The organism is Candidatus Krumholzibacteriia bacterium (assembly GCA_035268685.1).
In the GTDB taxonomy this organism is placed as follows: domain Bacteria; phylum Krumholzibacteriota; class Krumholzibacteriia; order JAJRXK01; family JAJRXK01; genus JAJRXK01.
Genome location: DATFKK010000050.1, coordinates 1 through 20,028 on the forward strand (window position 1 = coordinate 1; position 20,028 = coordinate 20,028).

Consider the following 20,028-nt stretch of genomic DNA (forward strand, 5'->3'; position numbering starts at 1 on the left):
CTTCTCGCGCGCACGGAAGGCGCCGGTGGCCTCGACGACCACGTCGACGTCGTGGTCGGACCAGCGGATCGACGACGGGTCCTTCTCCGAACTCACCGCCACGCGTAGATCGCCCACGCGGAGCTGTCCGTCCTCGAGAGCGACGTCCGAGCCCAGACGCCCGTAGACGGTGTCGTAGCGCAACAGGTAGGCCAGGTCGTCGGCACCGACGAGGTCGTTGATCGCCACCACCGTGACGTCGTCGCGGTCGAGGGCCTGACGGAAGGCGGCGCGGCCGATGCGTCCGAAACCATTGATTCCCACACGTGTCTCGCTCATGACGACTCCTTTCCTGGTGGGGTTGGAGGCTAGACCCGACGGGACGCGCCGGGCGTTCGGGTCGATTCCGCTCGTGGGGGCGGGGGTCTGCCCCATCAGACCCAGCGCAGCGCCTTCAGGACCTGTCCGAGCAGCAGGGGCACCAGGCTGATGCCCAGGATCAGCCCCCAGGTCGACGGGTCGGGCGGGACGACGTCGAGCACCCGGGCCAGCACGGGCACGTGGGCGGCGGCCAGGAGCAGCCCCACGCACAGCACGAGCGCACCCCACACCCAGCGGTTGGTGGTCACGCGGTTGCGCCAGAGATCGGAGTCGGCCTCGCGCATGTTGAACACGTGCCACAGCCGCGCGAAGGCCACGGCCAGGAAGCTGACGGTGGTGGCCTCGGCGGGCGGCATGTCGAGCACGGTCAGGCAGAAGGCGAAGCCGCCGAGCACGGGGAGCCCGACCACGGCGCCGAGCACCGCCAGCGAGATCCAGTGCCGGCGGGTGAGGATCGGCTCGCCCGGAGCGCGGGGTGGGCCGTCCATCTCGTGGCCGCCGCCGGGGCCCACGCCGAGGGCCAGGGCGGGGAAGATGTCGTTGACCGCGTTGATGTAGAGGATCTGCAGGGGAAGCAGGGGCAGCGGCGCGCCGACCAGCGCGGCCAGGAGCACCATGAGGATCTCTCCGATGTTCCCCGAGATCATGTACACCACGAAGTTGCGGACGTTGTCGAAGATGATCCGGCCCTGTTCGATGGCCATGGCCACCGTGTCGAGGCGGTCGTCCTCGAGGATGATGTCGGCGGCATCGGCGGCGACGGGTTCACCGCGCTCTCCCATGGCGATTCCGATGTCGGCCTTCTCGAGGGCCGGAGCGTCGTTCACGCCGTCGCCGGTCATGCCGACGACCGATCCCGCCGACTGGTGCAGGGCGATCAGGTCGAGCTTCTGCTCGGGCGAGGCGCGGTGGAAGACCGTGGCGTCGAGCAGGCGCTCGCGGGTGGAGTCGTCGGCGTCGTCGGGACCGAGGATCTCGCTACCGGCCACGTCCTCGCGCTCGTCCTCGAGCAGCTCGAGGTCGCGGGCCACGGCGACAGCCGTCTCCTGCTGATCGCCGGTGATCATCACCACGCGGATCCCGGCGTGGCGGGCGGTCTCGATCGGTGCCCGCACCTCGTCGCGCACGGGGTCGAGCAGTCCGACCAGTCCGATCAGATCGAGATCGCGGTACACGTCGTCGGTGTCGGGATCGTCGAGATCGCGCCGGGCCAGGGCCAGGACGCGGCGGCCCTGCGAGGCCAGGCGGTGGTTCTCGTCGCGCCACCACTCGCGCGCCTCGTCGTCGAGTTCGCGGGAACCCTCGGCGGTCACCACGCGGGAGCACACCTCGAGCACCGCCTCGGGGGCGCCCTTGACGGCCGCGAAGTGAGCCTCGCCGGCGCGGTGGACGGTCGCCATCATCTTGATCGACGGATCGAAGGCGTGCTCGCGGACCTCTTCGTTCTCGGCGAGCAGGTCGTCCCGGGTGAGGCCGGCCTTGGCGCCGAGGACGAGAAGGGCGACCTCGGTCGGATCGCCCGTCGCCTCGCCGTCGTCGCCCAGGCTGGCATTCGTGCACAGCGTGCCCACGCGCAGGGCCTCGCGCAGCCGGTCGTCGTCGGGTTCGATCTCGTCGCCGTCGACGCGGAACTCCCCGCGGGTCGACAGACCGGTTCCGCCGATCTCGACGTGGCGGTCGTCGAGGCGCAGGTCGGTGGCGGTCATCAGGTTCTCAGTGAGCGTGCCCGTCTTGTCGGTGAGCAGCACGTTGGTCGAGCCCAGCGTCTGCACGGCTGACAGGCGGCGCACCAGGGCGTGGCGCTCGGCCATGCGATGCATGCCGCGGGCCAGGGCCAGGGTGGCCACGATCGGCAGACCCTCGGGGACGGCGGCCACGAAGAGGGCGACCGCGGTCTCGATCATGAACACCAGTTCCTTGCCGGCGAGCAGCCCGGCGCCGCCGGCGATCACCACCACGGCCACGATGCCCTGGACCAGGCGCGAGGCCAGCGCGTCCAGACGCTGGCTCAAGGGGTCCTCTTCGCTCTCGGCCTCCTTCACCAGCGAGGTCACGCCGCCGATCTCGGTCTGCATGCCGGTGGCCACGGCCACGCCGCGCCCGGATCCCTGCGTGATCGCGGTGCCCTTGTAGAGCATGCAGCTGCGTTCGGACAGCGGGGTCTCGGGCTCGACCGCATCGCGGTGCTTGCCCACGGGGACCGATTCGCCGGTGAGCGCGGACTCGTCGACCTGCAGGTTGTTCGCCTCGACCAGCCGGATGTCGGCGGTGACCACGTCGCCGGCCTCGACCAGCACGACGTCGCCGGGGACCAGGTCCTCGGCCTCGATCTCGTTCTGGTCGCCCTCGCGCAGCACGGTGGCGAAACGACGGTCGAGTTCCTGCAGCGCTTCCATCGAACGCAACGCCCGCAGCTCGGTGAGGAAGCCGATGCCGGCGTTGATCAGCATGGCCACGGCGATGGCCGCCGCGTCGATGGCGTTGCCGAACGCGGCCGACAGGACGACGGCGGCGAACAGCACGAGCATGATCAGGCTGCGGAACTGACGGACGAGGATCCCGAGGGTGCTCTCGTGCTCGACGTCGTGCAGCTGGTTCGGGCCGTGCTCCCGACGGCGTTCCTCGACGGCACGCGCGTCGAGCCCCTGCTCGGAGTCGACGTCGAAGGACGCGAGGACGTCGTCGACGTCCCTCTGCCAGGGAGGGGCGGCGGTGCGCTCGGCGGTGGTGTCCATGGGACAGGACGGTCGCAGGCACCGCACCCGACCGCGACCGGGGAGCGCCCGACCCGAGGGCGGGTCGTCGCACGACGGGCCCGGGTGTCGCCTCCGGACCGGCTCCTCGGGAGATCCCCCCTCGGACTTCCCGGTGTCGCGGGGCCATCCTGGGACTCCACCCCAGACCGGCCCGTCTCCGGGCCGAAACGGACCGAGACCGTGGACCTGCGTTCGTACTACGGCGATCCCCATGTGCGCCGGCGCATGCGGGAGTTCCTGGGTGGTCCCTCCGACGGCGAGGCGACCTGCGCGTACCTGTGCCGTTGCGACAGCGCCGACGGCGGCGTGCACCGGCACGGGTCGGAGCGGCTCGACGCGTTCCTCGAGGCGGGATGGGAGGTCGGCCGGTCGCTGTGGGACCACGAGGGGCTGATCGCGCACCTCGACATCGAGTACGTGAACTACGACTATCCCGGTGAGGCCATCAAGGACCCGCAGCGCGCGTTCCGGATCCAGCAGCCCCTGGTGGATGCCATCGAAGAGGTGCTGGCCGACTACGGCGTCTCCGCTCTGCACCTGCTCACCGGCCGCGGACACCACTTCGTGTGGCGCATCCCGTACGGCACGCCGGCGGCCTCCTCGCTCGTCGCCGTGGGCCGGATGCCGCGCCACATGGCCCTGACGAATGCGACGATCCGCTCGCCGCGGGGGGACCAACTCCCGGTGGAGGCGTGCCGGGGTCACGCCGGGCTGGGGCTGGTCATGGAGCGTCTTTCGCATCGCTTCGTGGAGAAGGCGGCGCCGAAGTGCGAGATCCCCGTCGAGTTGACCGACGTCCGGGTGGGTCCCGGAGAGCGGGGACGCGAAGGGCTGTCGATCGATCTCTCCGAGTACGGCGATCCGGTGCACACGCGCATGATCCGCCTGCCGTTCTCGGCCTACCTCAAGCCCTGGCTGAAGCCGGGGTTGTTCTCGCCCGATCAACACGCCGAACTGCCCCTGCTCTTCGCCGTACCCCAGCACGAGTTCGACACGCGGGCGGCGATCGACGTCATGCGGGATCCCGAGCGGGCCCGGGACCTGGCGCGGCGGGTGTCGGCCCGCATTCCCGACGGATCCGACGGAACCCGTCGACTGATCGAGGACTACCGCGACTCACCGCTGGCCCGGTTCCACGACTGGTACTACGACCACCAGCCCGAGGCGCCGGAGCGCTGGGCCGAGACCTACGACACGCTGGACCTCGACCGATTGCCACCCTGTGTGGCCGAATCGGTCCGGAGGCCGAACGACGTTCTTCTGCAACCGGCGGGGATCCGTCGCCTGGTGGCCACCCTGTGGGCCGACGGCTGGCATCCCCGCGACGTGGCCGGACTGATCCGCTCGAAGTACGAGCGCGACCACGGATGGGGCGGCCGCTGGTACTACTACGACGCCGCGACTCGTGCCGACTTCTACACCCGGCTCTTCGCGAGCTGGATCGCCGTCGGCAACGACGAACTCGTCGACTACAACTGCCAGTCGGAGAAGGAGAAGGGCCTGTGCGCGCGGCCCTTCGGGGATTGCGACCTCACCGACTGGCGACGGCGCGCGCTGGAGAGGAGATGGACATGAGCGACTGGCCGGTGGGTCTGTCGACGGGCTGCTTCTACGACCGGAGCATCTTCGACGTCCTCGAGCCCATCTACCACGGTGGATTCTCCATGCTGGAGATCTGTTCCGCCGAGAAGCACTTCGACTACCACGACCGCGACGCGCTCGAGTCCCTGGTGCGCAGACTCCGCGACCTGGATCTGGAGGCCTACTCCTTCCACGCGCCCTACGGACGGGACATCGACATCACGTCGCTCGACGACGAGCGGCGAGCCTACTCGCGTGAGGAGATCCTGCGATCGGCCGAGGCGGCCGCGCAGCTGAACGTGCGGTACTTCGTGATCCACCCCGGGCCGGAGATGTCCGAGGAGCCCCCGGCCGAGGAACGCCTGCACCGTCTGCGGAACGCGGCCTCGGTGCTCGACGTGGTGTCGCAGCGCTGCGCGCAGCTCGGGATCGGCTTCTGTCTCGAGAACATGTTGCCGCACCTGTTGTTCGGCAACGCCAGCGACATGCTGTGGATCCTGGGCGACATCCGGCGGGTCGAGGTCGGCGTGTGCCTCGACACCGGCCACGCGCACCTCGCGCGCGACATCACCGAGATCGTGCGCAAGTTCGCCGGGCACCTCCGCATGCTGCACGTCCACGACAACCGCGGCGACTACGACGACCACCTGCCGCCGGGCGAGGGCGAGATCGACTGGTTGCGTCTGGTGGGCGAGCTGCGGAGGATCCGCTTCGCGGGCGGGCTGGTGCTCGAGCTGTCCGGCGACCTCGACCTCGAACCCGACGAGATGCTCGCGCGTGCTCGCCACGCCCGGTGGTTCCTGCGCGACCTGTCGCGTCGGGTCGCGCTCTTCGGCACGACCGGCCAGGGTCCGCTGCAGAGCATGGACATCGAGGAGAAGGCCTGATCGGCGGGTGCGATCAGCGGCTCAGGATCGCCTTCTGGACCCGACTGCGGCCGTCGGCCTGCAGCCGCACGAAGTACACGCCACTGCCCAGACGACGTCGGCGGTCGTCGCGGCCGGACCAGTGCACCGTGTGGGTTCCGGCCACGACCGATCCTTCGTGCAGGCGGGCGACCTCGCGCCCGGCGAGGTCGTACACGGCCAACCGCACCTGCGTCGTCTCGCTCAGCGTGTAGCGGATCGTCGTCGAGCCGTCGAAGGGATTGGGGCGCAGGGGCCGCAGGTGGAAGCCCGTCTCGGGATCGCCGGTCGGCTCGTCCACACCCGTGGCTCGCGTGACCTCGTAGATCCGCACGTCGTGGGCGTCGAGGTCGAGGCCGGCCAGGTCGAAGGACGCGTCGATGACCGTGTCGACGTCCGGACCGGTGCCCAGGAGATCGCGCAGGGCCACGTCTCCGGCCGCCCACCGGTCGCTGGTGCCGTCCAGCGTGACTCCACTGCGTGCGGTGTCGCCCACGTTGATCACGCAGAGCACCGTCTGCGCCTCGTAGCGGCGCAGGTAGGCCAGCACCGCCGGATCCCCCGTGGCGAGCGGCAGGTACTCTCCACGCCGCAGGGCCGGCGTGGCGTTGCGCACGCCCACGAGGTCGCGGTACCAGCTCCACAGCGAATTCGGGGCCTGCCGCAGGTCGGCGACGTTGAAGTCCGCGGCGTTCGGGCCGATCTCGTTCCAAGGAACGCCGGTGGTGAAGCCGGCGTTCGGACCGCCGGTCCACTGCATCGGACGCCGGATCTCGGGATCGGGCTTGGTGCCGAGCATGCCCACTTCCTCGCCGTAGTAGAGGAAGGGCACCCCGGGCTGCGTGAGGTAGATGCCCGCGGCCACCTTCATGCGGTCGACGTCCTCGCCGACCACGTTCATCACACGGTCCTGGTCGTGGTTGGTGAGGAAGGTGGCGTACTGCAGGTAGGGGTAGAGTCCGTAGACCTGGTCCGCCTTGTAGGCCAGGCCCTGCGCGTCGCCGCTGTTCACCGCTCCGAGCATGGCGCTGGCCAGCTCGAACTCGAAGCAGAAGTCCAGGCGGTCCTCGATCACGTACTGGCGTACGGTGGAGGAGTTGGTCCAGGCCTCGCCCACGGACATCGCCTCGGGATCCACCGACTTCACGTGCAGGTTGAAGTCGCGCCAGAAGTCGAAGGTCTCCGGCGTGTTCTGCAGCTGCCCGTCGTTCTCGTCGATGTACAGGACCGCGTCGAGCCGGAAGCCGTCGATGCCGATCGTGTCGAGCCACCACGCGGCCGTGTCGAACATCGCGGTGCGCACCGCCGGCTCGTCGTAGTTGAGGTCGGGCATGCCGCTCCAGAACAGCCCGTAGTAGTAGTACCCCGAGGCATCGCGATGCCACACCGGCTGACCCCACGGTCCGGTCTGGCCGGGATCCGTCGGCGACCACACGAAATGGTCGCGGTAGGTCGGGTTCCCCTGCCGTGCGGCGACGAACCACGGGTGCTGTGTCGACGCGTGGTTCATGACGTAGTCGATGATCACGCGGATCCCGCGGGCGTGGGCGGCGTCGAGGAAGGTGCGGAAGTCGTCGAGCGTGCCGTAGTCCGGGTTGATCGAGCGGTAGTCGATCGTGTCGTAGCCGTGATAGGTCGGCGACTCGTGGATCGGCATCAGCCAGATCCCCGTCACGCCCAGGTCGTCGTCGGTGCTCGGGTCGCCGTCGTTCAGGTAGTCGAGCTTGTCGGTCAGGCCCTGGAAGTCTCCGATGCCGTCGCCGTCGCTGTCGTGGAAGCTGCGCACGAAGATCTCGTAGAAGACCGTGTCGTTCCACCACGACAGCTCGCCCACGCCGGCGTCGGGCGCGCGGTCGCCGTACCACACGAGGATCTCGTCGTCGCTCGACCGGACCGTGTAGCGACGGTTGGGTCCGCCGCCCGGGAACTCCTCGCGGCCGTCCCACTCGCCGTTCAGGCGGAACTTGAACTCGATGGTCTCGCCCGGGGTGAAGCCGTCGACGGTGACCTCGTGGATCGAGTCTCCGTCGGCGTCCGACAGGACGATCAGCTCTTCGGTACCCCAGCCGTTGAAGGGTCCGGCGAGATCGACGAACTCGGTGGTGGGATCGAAGTTCCCGAGTTCGATCTGGTGGGACATGCGCACGCGGAAGTCGATCGACACCGCGTGCGCCGCCGTGGGCACGACGACGGCGGTGAGCAGGCAGAGGAACGCCGAGAAACGAGCCACGGCTCCGGACACGGGATTCGCCTTCCACGGGGGTGTCCGCGCGGGATGCGCGTTCGACGGTTCAGTCTAACACCAGGTCCGGGGCCGGACAAACCGGCGCCCGCGTCACTGCTCCCCGGCATCCTCCCGGAGTTCCTCGCGACCGGGGCCACCGACACGGGCGACCACCTGCACGGTGCTCGCCTGGGGTCCCTGCTCGCCCATCTCCTCGACGTAGCGCACGCCGGTTCCCACCACGAGATCCTCGAGGTCCTCGTTCACGACCGCGTTGCGATGGAAGTAGACGCTTTCGCCTTCCGGCGTCTTGAGGAAGCCGTGATCCTCGTCGGGGAACAACTGGTCGACGATGCCGACCATGTCCTGCGAGGGGTGCGCCTTCACGTCGCGGCGCTGCTTCGCCACGAGTTGCTCCAACTGGCTTCGCATGGCGTCGAAGGTGCGATGTATCACCGTCTCGAGGGTGTCGTTCACCGTGCCCTGGCTCGGCTCGCGGACGGCGACCAGTTCGTGGCCGCGGGGAACCTGCACCGCCACCCGCACGCGGTAGGAACTCCCGGTCGACGGGTTGCCCTGCGGCCGTTCCACCGCGACGCGGCAACTGGTGAGGTAGTCGCACACGCGGTGCAGCTTCTCGACCTTGTCGCGTACGAGGTCGTCGAGGGCCTCGGTCTTCTTCACGCCGCGGAAGGTCAGTTCGAGTGGGACCTGCACGGTTCCACCTCCTGGGTCGGGTCGGATCCCGTTCACGGGTCGACGTGTGTCGTCCCGATACTCTAGCCGCGTGCGATCACGACGAGATGGGGAGCGTCCCCAACGCTCTCCCCGGGCCGGACAGAAGTGGTGCCGCTGTACGATGGGACACGGATGCGGTTCCGGGCTAGAATCCCCGCCGTGGGTCCCTCTCGGCCTGGACAAATGATTCCTGGGAGGGAAGTCATGGCTCATCGCGCCCTGACCGCATCGCTGACGATCGTCTGGATCCTCGGTGCGGTCGTTCCGGCGACGGCGGCGGCCGTCGTCTATTCCACCGATTTCGAGGACTGCACCGTCGGGGATCTCACTGGCCACCCCGGCGCGGCCGATCAGGACTGGTGGTACCGGTCGCTGAGCGGCGATGCGACCGCCCAGATCCTCGGCAGTGGCGGTGACCCCGGCCGTTGCCTCGAACTCTACGCTCCGATCACGAGCGCCTCCGGCGTGCAGACCTACGGCTACCGCGAATTCGACGAGTGGGTGGACCTGACGCAGGTGGCGATCGTGCGATTGTCCTTCGACGTCTTCTGCCGCTCGAGCGCCGTCACGACCCAGAACCGCTACCGCGCCGACGTCGAAGCCGTCGGCGGACCGCACCCGGGCTTTCTCATCGGTGGCGTCCGTTTGGTGTCGGGCCATCAGGCCCCCCGCGACGTCACCGGCCTCGACGTCCAGATCTTCCATTCGCCCGTGGGCTCGGGGGGACTTCCGGTTCCCCTGACCGTCGGCCAGGACCTGGCCTGGGACACGTGGCACCGCGTGGAACTGGTGATCGACCACGCCGGTGACGAGTACGTGTCGATCACCGTGAACGGCGAGACCCAGGACATCGCGGGATACCGGCCGCCGCGCTCCTGGTACGAAGGGGAGTACCTGCGCGGCCAACGCCTGGAGAAGATCCAGGGGGTGATCTACGCGGGCGAGTGGGGGGATCCGGTCCAGGAGACGGACGACTGGGTCCGCTACGACGACCTCGACGTCCAGGTCGAGTACTCCGAGGCTCCGCGCCTGCTGTCGGTGACCGACGTCGGCAACGACCAGGGCCGTCAGGTACGCCTGGAGTGGCTGCGTTCGGAGTACGACGGTCCGACCGCGCCCACGATCCTCTCCTACGACGTCTACCGTCGCGAGGACAGCGGGGCCAAGCTCGCCGGCTGGGACTACGTGGCCAGCGTTCCCGCCGCCGGCGACGACTTCTATCAGTGCGTCGTGCCCACGCTGGGTGATTCCACGTCGGCCGGCATCTGGTGGTCGAGCTTCCTGCTGCGGGCGATGACCGACGACCCGCTGGTGTACTTCCAGTCCGCACCGGACAGCGGCTACTCGGTCGACGATCTCGTTCCCGAACCGACTTCGGGCTTCGCCGTGTCGTACACGACCGACGGCGTGGGCCTGAGCTGGGCACCGAGCACGGCTCCGGACTTCCTGGTGTTCCGCCTGTACCGGACGCGCGCGGCGAAGGCACAGGAGCTGGTGTGCGAGACGACGGCGACGTCGTGGTACGACGACACGGGTACGTGGGGGGACACCTACCGACTGGCGGTGGTGGACGACGCGGGCAACGAGTGCGAGGCGGCGGCGCCGACCACGACGACCGACGCGCCGGTGCCGTTGCGTTCGTTGGTGCTGCACGCGCCGGTGCCCAATCCCTTCAACCCGGCGACCGAACTGTCGTTCGAGCTGCCGGTCGACGGCACGCCGGTCCGACTGGACGTGTACGACACCGCGGGGCGTCGAGTTCGCACGCTGGTGGACGACGTGCTCGACCACGGTCGGCACGAGGTGGTGTGGCGCGGTGTCGACGACGCCGGACGCGCAGCGGCCTCGGGCACCTACCACGCGCGGCTGAGCACGCCCGACGCCACGCGGGTGGTCAAGCTGACGCTGGTCCGCTGAGCCGCGGGACGAGGGGTGGCCGCTCCGGTCCGGTCACCCTCGGTCCTCGCAGGGCTCCACGTCGCCGCGTCGGTGGTCGTGCACGATCTTCGCGACCAGCCCGAGCAGGCTGGCGGCGGAGATCCACACCAGACCGGTGCGCATGGTCTGTGCGTTGCGGCCGAAGGCGGCGATGAGCACGATCAGCGGGAGGATCCCGGCCACCGTCGCCGTGAGGAAGCGCTTGTACCCCATGCGCAGCAGGCCACCGACGAAACTGATCGCATCGTTCGAGAACAGCGGCGACAGGCGGGCGATCACCACGGCCCACACGCCGTAGCGGCAGGCCTCGTACCGGACGCGCGCTTCGGTCCGGGGACCGAGCAGGCGCCGCACCGAATGCCGGCCGATCACCGCGCCGACGCCGTAGCCCACCGACGATGCGGTCACCACCGCGACGAGCGAGATCAGCGAGCCGAGGACCTCTCCGTACACCAGCACCGCGAGGACCATCAGCAGCCACGAGGGGACGACGATCAGGAACATCTGTGCGGTCATCAGGCACACGATCAACACGGGGCCGCGCCAGCCGAAGGGCTCGACCCATCGCCGGGCCCGATCGGGATCTTCGCTGGTCAGCACACTCAGCATCTCGTCGACGAAGTCGTGGAAGCCGGGGATCGTGAGATAGGCCCCACCGACGCTCGCCACCATGAGCGCACTCAGGACGAGGACGGATCGGCTCCGGCGGTCGGCTCGCGCCACGGTCGACTCCTTCGGGACGGAGACGCCAGGAAAGCCCCGGCCGCCCTCGCCGACCATCGGGGAGGCCTGGATCCCGGCCCCGATCCGGCTCTGTCCCCCGTGGCCCGATCGCGCTACATTCTCGGTTCCCACCGCTCCAGCCGTCCGGGGAGTCCCCCATGCAGCACGACCTGATCGCCGTCGTCGACTTCGGCGGGCAGTACGCCCACCTGATCGCGGCCAAGGTGCGCCGCCAGGGCGTCCTGGCCGAGATCCGCCAGCCCGAGGACCCGATCGAGGCCTACGCGGGCGTCAAGGGCGTGATCCTGTCGGGCAGCCCGGCGCTGTCGTCGCAAGACGAGGACTCCGGCTACGAGAAGCGTCTGTTCGATCTGGAGCAGCCGATCCTGGGCTTCTGTTTCGGCCACCAGGAGATCGCCAAGTACTACGGCGGCAGCATCGTGAACGGCGGCAAGGAGTGGGGGCACAGCGATCTCCACCTCACCGGTGAGCATCCGCTCTTCGCCGGGCTGGGACCGGTCGAGACGGTGTGGATGAGTCACAACGACTCGGTCACCGGATTGGGGCCCGGGTTCCGCGAGCTCGGCTACACCACCGGTGCGCACGGGGCCACCGACCACCGCTACGCCGCCATCGGCAACGACGACCTGCGCCGCTACGGCTTCCAGTTCCACGCCGAGGTCGACGACACCGAGCACGGCGATCGCATGATCGCCAACTTCGTCTTCGAGATCTGCGGCTGCCGGCCCACCTGGGACATGGACGCCTTCCTCGCCGAGGAGATCGAGCGACTGAAGGAACAGGTGGGGGACCGGTCGGTCTTCCTGCTGGCCAGTGGCGGCGTCGACTCGACGGTCGCTGCCGCCCTCCTGGGCGAGGCGCTGGGACCGGAGCGCGTGAACCTGCTGCACGTGGACAACGGACTCATGCGCAAGGACGAGAGCCGGCAGGTCCTCGATCTGTTCCGCGAACTCGGCCTGGACGAACACCTGCACTTCGTCGATGCCAACGCCACCTTCCTGGACGCGCTCGCGGGCGTGACCGATCCCGAGCGCAAGCGCGCCATCATCGGCGAGACCTTCGTCCGGGTCTTCGAGGACAAGGCGCGCGAGCTTGGGGTCGAGGACCACCTGCTCGGACAGGGCACCATCTATCCCGACACGATCGAGACCGGGGGCACCAAACGCGCCGACGTGATCAAGACCCACCACAACCGCGTGCCGGTGATCGAGGAGATGATCGCCGCCGGACGGGTGGTGGAGCCCTTGAAGGAGCTGTACAAGGTCGAGGTCCGCGAGCTGGGCGAGAAGCTGGGCATTCCGCACGCGGCGCTGTGGCGGCATCCCTTCCCCGGGCCCGGTCTGGGCGTGCGCCTGCTGTGCAGCGACGGCCGCCCCGACGACCATCACTTCGATCAGATCCGCGCGAAGCTCCCGGAAGTCGCCGCGCGCTTCGGTGTGCAGGCCGTCGTTCTGCCGATCCGTTCGGTCGGCGTGAAGGCCGACCTGCGCGCCTACGAGCACCCGGCCCTGATCACGGGCGACGTCGACGACGCCACGGCCGGGGCAGTCGTGAAGGCGATCTGTGCCGAGGTTCCGCACGTGAACCGCTGCGTGTGGAATCTGGGCGGGGGGCATCCGGCCTCGGTCGCCCCGGTTCCGGGATTCATGAGCCGCGACCGCCTCGACACCCTGCGCGAGGCCGACGCCCTGGTCATGCGGGGTCTCGAGCGACACGGCCTGTACGACGAGGTCTGGCAGTGCCCGACGGTGCTCGTGCCCTTGGCCTGGGAGGGACGCGCGGGCGAGATGGTCGTGCTGCGCCCGGTTCGTTCCCAGCGCGCCATGACCGCCGCGCCGGTCACCCTGCCGGCCGGGCTCGTGGCCGAACTCCGCGAATCGATCCTCGACCTACCCGGTGTGGGCAGCCTGACGCTGGACCTGACCTCGAAGCCGCCGGGAACCATCGAGTGGGAGTAGAGGGGCCCACCTGCCTCCACTTGATTGGTACCAACGAATCACAGCAATGTGGCGTCGGACTGCTTAGAGTCGAGGGCGACGACGGGATCATGGTGGATTCCGCCTTGCGACCTGCCCGCAACTTGTATAGTAATCATTCCTAGATCGGAGCGATTATGAAAAGGTTGGACGACCAGCAACCGCAGATCGACCGCATCCGCGAGGCCGGGCTGCGCGCCACGGCGTCCCGCGTCGCGATCCTGGACCATCTGCAGGAGGATCGGCGGCATCCCACCGCCGAAATGGTCTACGAGTCCCTCCGGACCACGCATCCCAGCCTGTCGCTGTCGACGGTCTACTCCACGCTCGAGAGCTTCATCGACCGCGGTCTGCTCCGGCGCGTGCACACGCCCGAAGGTCGACTCCGTGTCGACGGCACGCTGCAGGATCACGATCACGCCGTCTGCCGGCACTGCGGGGCCGTCTACGACGTCGCCCGGAGCGGTCTCCGGCCGCAGGAAGCGCCGATGCTGCCCGAGGGGGTCGCATTGGTCGCCGTGAACATCGAGTACGAAGTCCTGTGCTCCGAGTGTCAGGAGCACACCGCTGTCGGGGTGGGCGGATCCGGCCGCCCCGGTGAAACCAACCACCCGGGAGACCCCGGTATCTCCAAGGAGTCCTGAATCCATGGCCGAGCTGAAGGGCAGCAAGACCCACATGAACCTGAAGGAAGCCTTCGCGGGAGAGTCGCAGGCGAACCGTCGTTACCTGTGGATGGCGAAGATGGCCGACGTCGAGGGATATCCCGAGGTCGCCGGCAACTTCCGCGAGACCGCCGAGGGCGAGACCGGCCACGCGCACGGACACCTCGACTACCTGAAGAACGTGGGTGACCCCGCGACGGATCAGCCGATCGGCGACACCGAGGACAACCTCAAGAGCGCCATCGCCGGCGAGACACACGAGTACACCGACATGTACCCGGGCATGGCCAAGACCGCGCGCGACGAGGGCTTCGCCGAGATCGCCGATTGGTTCGAGACGCTGGCCAAGGCCGAGAAGAGCCACGCCGGTCGCTTCCAGCAGATGCTCGACGGCATCGGCTAGTTCCGGTTCGGTCGTGTCGGGGCGGGGCGTGAGCACCGTGCGCACCCACCCCGACACACCGTCTTCCCACCACAACCGGATCTCGTTCCCCCTGAGCGCACGCGCCGACGGCGAGGTTCTGCTTCGTGAGTTCCGACAAGCCCATCAGCTATTCGCCCACCGAAGGCCTCACCTACGACCCCAGCGACCCGAAGTACTGGGATCCCGACGGTCTGCAGGCCGAGATCACCCGCACCTTCGAGATCTGTCACGGCTGTCGCATGTGCTTCAAGTTCTGCGACAGTTTCCCGCGGTTGTTCGATCTGCTCGACGAGCACTACGACGGCGACGTCCGGCAGGTGAACGCGCGGGACACCCAGCAGATCATGGACGACTGCTTCCAGTGCAAGTTGTGCGAGGTGCAGTGTCCCTACACGGTGCGTGACGGTCACGAGTACCAGCTCGACTTCCCGAAGCTGGTGCACCGCTACAAGGCGCAGCGCGCGAAGGAGCACGGGATTCCCCTGCGCGACAAAGTGCTCAGCCAGCCCGACCGGAGCGCCGCCGCCGCGCGCGCGAGCGGAGGACTGGCCAACACCATGAACCGCGTGAAGATCCACCGCGTGTTCATGGAGAAGGCCCTGGGCATCCACCGCGACAAGCTCCTGCCCGACTTCGCACCGGTCACCTTCGAGCAGTGGGCCGAGAAGAGCGGACGGAACTTCGACGTGGGTGGAGAGGCCGTCCTGTTCCAGACCTGCTACGTGCAGAACAACGAGCCGCACGTGGGCAAGGACACCTGCGAGGTCTTCGATCGCAACCAGGTCGATCTGCGCTGCGCCAGGGGTCTGCAGTGCTGCGGCATGCCGGCGTGGGAGAAGGGCGACCTCGAGAGCGTGCGCAAGCAGGCCGCGAACAACCTCGACGTGCTGATGCCCTACGTCGAGCAGGGCGCGAAGATCCTGGCGATCAACCCGACGTGTTCCATGATGATGCGCCGCGAGTACCCCGAACTGCTCGAGGGCGCCGACCGCGAGCGTGGGAAGAAGCTCGCCGAAGCCGTCATGGATCCCAGCGAGTTCCTGTGGGGCATCCGCAAGGAAGAGCGCTTCGACACCGACTTCAAGAGCACGCCGGGCGAACAGGTGGCCTACCACGCGCCGTGTCACCTGCGCGCGCAGGGCATCGGATTCAAGGGTCGTGACCTGCTGCGCAAGATCCCCGGCACCAAGCCGCACACCACCATGGAGTGCTGCGGCCACGACGGCACCTACGCCATGAGCGTCGAGGGCTTCGAACCGAGCCAACGCGTCGGGAAGCGCGCCTTCGACGGCGTGAAGAGCGCCGAGAAGGCCGAGGTGTGGAGCACCGACTGCCCGCTGGCCGCGCTGCAGTTCCAGCAGCACGCCGGACGCAAGCCCATGCACCCCATGAGCATTCTCGCGGCCGCCTACCGCGAGGACGGATTCCCCACGAAGATCGAGACCCCGGCCGAGGAGACGGACTGATGGCCCGCAAGGTCGACCGCAAGGACATCGTCGACTACCAGACCTGGATCGAGCGCCGCGACACCGAGCGCGAGAAGATCATGAAGACGAAGGAGCCCCGCCGTGTGCACGTCGGTGAGCACCTGACCTTCCTGTTCGAGAACACCGACACGGTACGCTACCAGATCCAGGAGATGATGCGCGCCGAGGAGATCGTGAAGGAAGAGGCGATCCAGCACGAGATCGACACCTACAACGAACTGCTCGGCCGCCCCGACGAGATCGGTTGCGTGTTGCTGATCGAGGTCGAGACGCCCGAGGAGCGCGCGGTGAAACTGGTCGAGTGGCTCGACCTGCCCAGGCACCTCTACGCCGAGCTCGAGGACGGGACCAGGGTCCGTCCGAAGTACGACGAACGGCAGGTGGGCGAGACCCGCGTGTCGAGCGTGCAGTACATGACCTTCGACACCGGCGGTGAGGTGCCCGTGGCCCTGGGGAGCGACCTTCCCGCGCTCGAGGTCCGGGTCGAGCTGACCGACGAGCAGCGCAAGGCGATCGAGGAGGACCTGAAGGACGGGGCCGTCGCCTGAGCGGCGCCCCGATTCCGTGATCCGCGACCGCGTCCGGAGGCTCCGGGCGCGGTTCCGCGTTTCCGGGGTTCAAGTCGGAGCGCCGATCTGCCGATCTTCCGGGCACCGCTCGTGAGTGGTACGGCTCCCGCCTGTGTCGTCCCCGGAGAGCTCATGTCGTTCCCGCGCGCCCGCTTCCGATACCACCTCTGGTTCCCCGTCCTGGCGTGGTCCCTCGCGATCGGGACCTCGTTGCTGTGGAACCTCGACCAGCACGATCGCACCGTGCAGCGGCTCGCCGTGTGTCACGCCGAGGAGATGCACGACGGGGCCAGCCATGCCTCCGGGGCCGCGCTCCCGCCCTCGATGCCCGATGCGGGTCGCGAGGCACGGGATTCCCTGCTCGCCTGGCACGTGGGCCTCTGGGCGATCGGCCTCCTGGCCGTCGTCGTCGTCCATCGCGTCGTCCGCCGCTCGATGCGGGAGCACGAGCGCACGGCCGCTCATCTCGCGCAGGTGGCTCGCTCGACCGAGGGACTCGTCGAATCGGTCCCCTTCGGCATCATGATCGTCGGGACCGACCGCCGCGTGCGCCGGATCAACCGCACCGCGCAGGCGATCGTGGGGCGCACCGAGGGCGAACTCGTCGACCGGCGCTGCCACCAGATGGTGTGTCCGGCCCAGGAGGACGAGTGTCCGGTGGTGGACCTCGGACACGAGGTGGATCACTCCGAGCGGGTGGCGCTCGGGGCCGACGGCTCGAGGGTCCCGATCCTCAAGACGGTGATCCCCTTCGTGTGGCAGGGCGAGGACGTACTGCTCGAGGCCTTCGTCGACATCTCGAAGCAGAAGCAGCAGGAGCGCGAACTGGCCGAGCGGGTGCGTGAACTGACCGACGCACGGGCCGCGCTGATCGAGGCCAAGAACGACGCCGAGGCGGCCCGCGATGTCGCCGAGTGTGCCAACCGCGCCAAGAGCGACTTCCTGGCGAACATGAGCCACGAGATCCGCACGCCCGTGAACGGCGTGGTCGGGATGACCGAGCTGTTGTTGCAGACCGAACTCGATGCCGACCAACGCGACTACGCCGAGGTCGCGGTGAAGAGCGCCGAGATCCTCCTCAGGGTCATCGACGACATTCTCGACTTCTCCAAGATCGAGGCAGGCCGGCTCGACCTCGAGTCCCTGGACTTCGATCCGGCCGAGCAGGTGCGCACGGTCACGCGGGTGCTGGAGTTCGCGGCTCGGGGCAAGGGACTGGAACTGACCGAGGAGATCGCCCCCGACGTACCGACGGTGGTCCGGGGCGATCCCACGCGTCTGCGGCAGGTGATCACCAATCTGGTGAACAACGCCGTGAAGTTCACCGAGCGCGGCGGGGTGACGGTCACGCTCGAGCCGTGCGCGCGGAGCGACGACGGAGTTCGTCTGCGCTTCGTCGTGCGCGACACGGGGGTCGGGATCCCCCCCGAACGCTGTGCGTCGCTGTTCGACGCCTTCGTCCAGGCGGACAGCTCGACCACCCGCCGCCACGGCGGGACCGGCCTCGGGCTGTCGATCTGCCGACAGCTCGTCCAGCTGATGAACGGCGCGATCGGTGTCGACAGCGAGCCCGGGCAGGGCTCGGAGTTCTGGTTCGAGGTCGAGTTCGGCGTCGCCGAAGGTGTTGCCGCGCCGGAGAAGGCCGCCGAACCCGCCGCTCCGGCAGTCTGAGGCCCTTTCCGGCCGATCGCACAAAACCGCACCCCACGGCCACGTTCGATCGTTGTACGATCGCACCAGGAGCGGCCGTGGGCCTCGCCGCCCCGGCCGCCGAGACAAGGAGGCCGGACATGGCTCGACGTTTCCCCACTCACGTCGTGCTGCTGCCCGTGCTGGCCGCCTGTGCGACCACGGCTCCCGTGGACGTCGACACCCGACAGGACGATGGCCGCATCGTCTACCTGGACGGGATGACGACGCGCTACGCGGTGAAGGTCGACGAGCTCCCGGCCGCCAAGCGGCCGAAGCACGACCGCCTGATCAACGCCGTCGTCGCCGGAGACGCCAGCATGACTGCCGCCGCCTCGCTGTACCGCTGCGAGAGCGTGTACACGCTCGATCTCGTCCTTCACAATCACGGAGAGACTCCGCTCGCGATCGATCGCGGGCAGATCAAGCTGTACGATCGTGACGGCGTGCCGCTCACTCCACTGCTGGACTGGGCGGACGGAATCGATCACGGATTGCGGGCCGAGCAGGCGACCATTGCCGCCTACGAGATCATCAGCGCCGAACAGCGCACGGACGGGGGTGGTGCCGCCGGCATTCAGGGCAAGGGCGACACCGGACTCGGTGTCGCCGAACCCACACCCGTGACGTCCGGATCGGCCTCGGCCTGGGACACCGATCTCAGGCTCGTGCAGCGGACCGTCACGCTGCCCGCCGTGGTGACCGTTTCGCCCGACCGCCATGCGCCCTACTGGGCCTACTGGAAGACCGAGGACGCGGAGTTCCCGCTCACGGCCACGATCCGGGTCGGAGACAAGCGCATGGTCATGCAGTTCGACGAGCCGCCACGCATGGCGCGCTGAGACGAACCGCTCGCCGCCGCCGTGTGGCCCGGCAGCCATGCGCTCGCCGGTCGCGGTTGCGGTCGCGGTGCCCGAAGTCGCAGCGCACCGGTATGTCTTCGCCGGGGGACCCCCGTCCCGGAGTGTTCCCCGGCTCACGTCATTTCCTCGATCGATCGTCGAGGACGGGTGCGTGTCTTCCTGCTCGGAATCGGCAGCCGTCGGTGGGTCAGTTCGGCATTCCGATCGCGCGCTTCCGCTGCGCGCGGATCACGAGCCACAGACTGGAGCCGATCACCATGGCGCCGCCGGGAAGGGCCCACCAGGTCGGATGCTCGCCGAAGAGCAGCAGGTCGTACACCAGCGCGAACAGGACGCCCGCATACGACGCCGACGCCACGAGCGACGCGCGTTCCACGCGGTAGGCCCGGGTCATGAGCAGTTGGCCGACGGTCGCGAAGAGGCCAACGCCGAGCACCGGCCACAGGATCGCCGCGGTGGGCAGGGTCGGAGCTCCCCCGTGACCCAGGGCGGTCCCGCCCAGCGCGAGCGGGATCATGATCAGATGGAACCAGGTGACGATCGCCGTTCCGCTGTTGTGCGGGGCCACGCGGCGTAGAGCGAGGTGCGCGCCGGCCGAGAAGACGGGGGCGCCCAGGGCGAAGAGGATCATCCACGAGCCGGCCTGCAGCTTCGGGGCAGCGAGCAGGGCACTCCCGGCGAAGCCGAAGAGCGCCGCCACGATCGCACCGCGTCCGGCGTACTCGGTACTGTCGAGGACCACGGGAGCGGCCAGGGTCACCAGGATCGGCTGCAGACGCATGACGAGTGACAGCGTGAGCAGGTCGACCTCGAGCGCGGCCACGTAGAAACAGGTCATGGCGCAGAAGCCGAGGGCGGAGCGCAGGAGCAGGGCGCCGCGTCCCGGGCCGATCGCCAGGTGCACGCCGCGTGCGGCGAGCACCAGGAGCGGCAGGGAGATCACCGCTCTCCAGAAGACGAGCTCGACCCCGGCCATCTCCTGCCGGGCGAAGCGGGCGCAGGCCACCATCGTGGTGAAGGCCAGTGAGGCCAGCACCATGAGCAGGGGGCCGGAGCCGAGCAATCGGTTCATCGGACCTCGAGCGGGTGGAGGGGGAATCCGGCCGGTC

16 protein-coding genes are annotated in these 20,028 nt (G+C 68.7%); 10 read left to right on the forward strand and 6 right to left on the reverse strand.

What is annotated here, in order from left to right; translation table 11 throughout:
* Positions 1-318 (reverse strand): glyceraldehyde 3-phosphate dehydrogenase NAD-binding domain-containing protein (locus VKA86_05465; GenBank protein HKK70646.1); only part of this gene is annotated, 318 nt, incomplete at its 3' end.
* 95 nt (positions 319-413) lie between these two features.
* Positions 414-3,095, reverse strand: coding sequence for a cation-transporting P-type ATPase (locus tag VKA86_05470; protein ID HKK70647.1), 2,682 nt, complete (start codon positions 3,093-3,095; stop codon positions 414-416).
* A gap of 201 nt (positions 3,096-3,296) precedes the next feature.
* Here VKA86_05470 and VKA86_05475 point away from each other — a divergent pair, with 201 nt between their 5' ends.
* Positions 3,297-4,691 (forward strand): hypothetical protein, encoded by a 1,395-nt coding sequence (locus VKA86_05475; GenBank protein HKK70648.1) that lies wholly within the window; start codon positions 3,297-3,299, stop codon positions 4,689-4,691.
* Positions 4,688-5,584, forward strand: coding sequence for a sugar phosphate isomerase/epimerase family protein (locus tag VKA86_05480; protein ID HKK70649.1), 897 nt, complete (start codon positions 4,688-4,690; stop codon positions 5,582-5,584). Before VKA86_05475 ends, VKA86_05480 begins: the two co-directional genes overlap by 4 nt.
* Before the next feature lie 13 nt (positions 5,585-5,597).
* On the opposite strand, the gene VKA86_05485 is transcribed toward VKA86_05480, so the two are convergent.
* A complete protein-coding gene (locus tag VKA86_05485) occupies positions 5,598-7,844 on the reverse strand; it encodes an alpha-amylase family glycosyl hydrolase (GenBank protein ID HKK70650.1) in 2,247 nt (748 codons plus the stop codon).
* A gap of 93 nt (positions 7,845-7,937) precedes the next feature.
* Entirely contained in the window at positions 7,938-8,543 is a 606-nt protein-coding gene (locus VKA86_05490; protein HKK70651.1) for an HPF/RaiA family ribosome-associated protein, read from the reverse strand.
* 225 nt (positions 8,544-8,768) lie between these two features.
* Here VKA86_05490 and VKA86_05495 point away from each other — a divergent pair, with 225 nt between their 5' ends.
* Entirely contained in the window at positions 8,769-10,481 is a 1,713-nt protein-coding gene (locus VKA86_05495) for a FlgD immunoglobulin-like domain containing protein (GenBank protein ID HKK70652.1), read from the forward strand.
* Between the two features lie 33 nt (positions 10,482-10,514).
* Here the strand turns inward: VKA86_05495 and VKA86_05500 are convergent, their stop codons facing one another.
* The gene (locus VKA86_05500) at positions 10,515-11,225 is read right to left on the reverse strand and encodes a TVP38/TMEM64 family protein (GenBank protein ID HKK70653.1); all 711 of its coding nucleotides are present in this window, start codon (positions 11,223-11,225) and stop codon (positions 10,515-10,517) included.
* A gap of 158 nt (positions 11,226-11,383) precedes the next feature.
* On the opposite strand from VKA86_05500, the gene guaA reads away from it, so the two are divergent.
* The 7 genes from guaA to VKA86_05535 all read left to right on the forward strand — a co-directional run bounded on the left by guaA (position 11,384) and on the right by VKA86_05535 (position 18,898).
* Positions 11,384-13,204 (forward strand): glutamine-hydrolyzing GMP synthase, encoded by a 1,821-nt coding sequence (guaA, locus tag VKA86_05505; protein ID HKK70654.1) that lies wholly within the window; start codon positions 11,384-11,386, stop codon positions 13,202-13,204.
* 155 nt (positions 13,205-13,359) lie between these two features.
* On the forward strand, positions 13,360-13,866 hold the full coding sequence (locus tag VKA86_05510; protein ID HKK70655.1) for a Fur family transcriptional regulator: 507 nt from the start codon (positions 13,360-13,362) through the stop codon (positions 13,864-13,866).
* Between the two features lie 4 nt (positions 13,867-13,870).
* Positions 13,871-14,290, forward strand: coding sequence for a rubrerythrin family protein (locus VKA86_05515; GenBank protein HKK70656.1), 420 nt, complete (start codon positions 13,871-13,873; stop codon positions 14,288-14,290).
* A gap of 125 nt (positions 14,291-14,415) precedes the next feature.
* The gene (locus VKA86_05520; GenBank protein ID HKK70657.1) at positions 14,416-15,777 is read left to right on the forward strand and encodes a heterodisulfide reductase-related iron-sulfur binding cluster; all 1,362 of its coding nucleotides are present in this window, start codon (positions 14,416-14,418) and stop codon (positions 15,775-15,777) included.
* The gene (locus VKA86_05525) at positions 15,777-16,346 is read left to right on the forward strand and encodes a DUF3501 family protein (GenBank protein HKK70658.1); all 570 of its coding nucleotides are present in this window, start codon (positions 15,777-15,779) and stop codon (positions 16,344-16,346) included. Before VKA86_05520 ends, VKA86_05525 begins: the two co-directional genes overlap by 1 nt.
* A 153-nt stretch (positions 16,347-16,499) precedes the next feature.
* Positions 16,500-18,038, forward strand: coding sequence for an ATP-binding protein (locus tag VKA86_05530; protein ID HKK70659.1), 1,539 nt, complete (start codon positions 16,500-16,502; stop codon positions 18,036-18,038).
* A gap of 119 nt (positions 18,039-18,157) precedes the next feature.
* Positions 18,158-18,898 (forward strand): hypothetical protein, encoded by a 741-nt coding sequence (locus VKA86_05535; protein HKK70660.1) that lies wholly within the window; start codon positions 18,158-18,160, stop codon positions 18,896-18,898.
* A 208-nt stretch (positions 18,899-19,106) separates the two neighbouring features.
* On the opposite strand, the gene VKA86_05540 is transcribed toward VKA86_05535, so the two are convergent.
* Positions 19,107-19,991 (reverse strand): DMT family transporter, encoded by an 885-nt coding sequence (locus VKA86_05540; GenBank protein ID HKK70661.1) that lies wholly within the window; start codon positions 19,989-19,991, stop codon positions 19,107-19,109.
* Positions 19,992-20,028 lie beyond the last annotated feature (37 nt).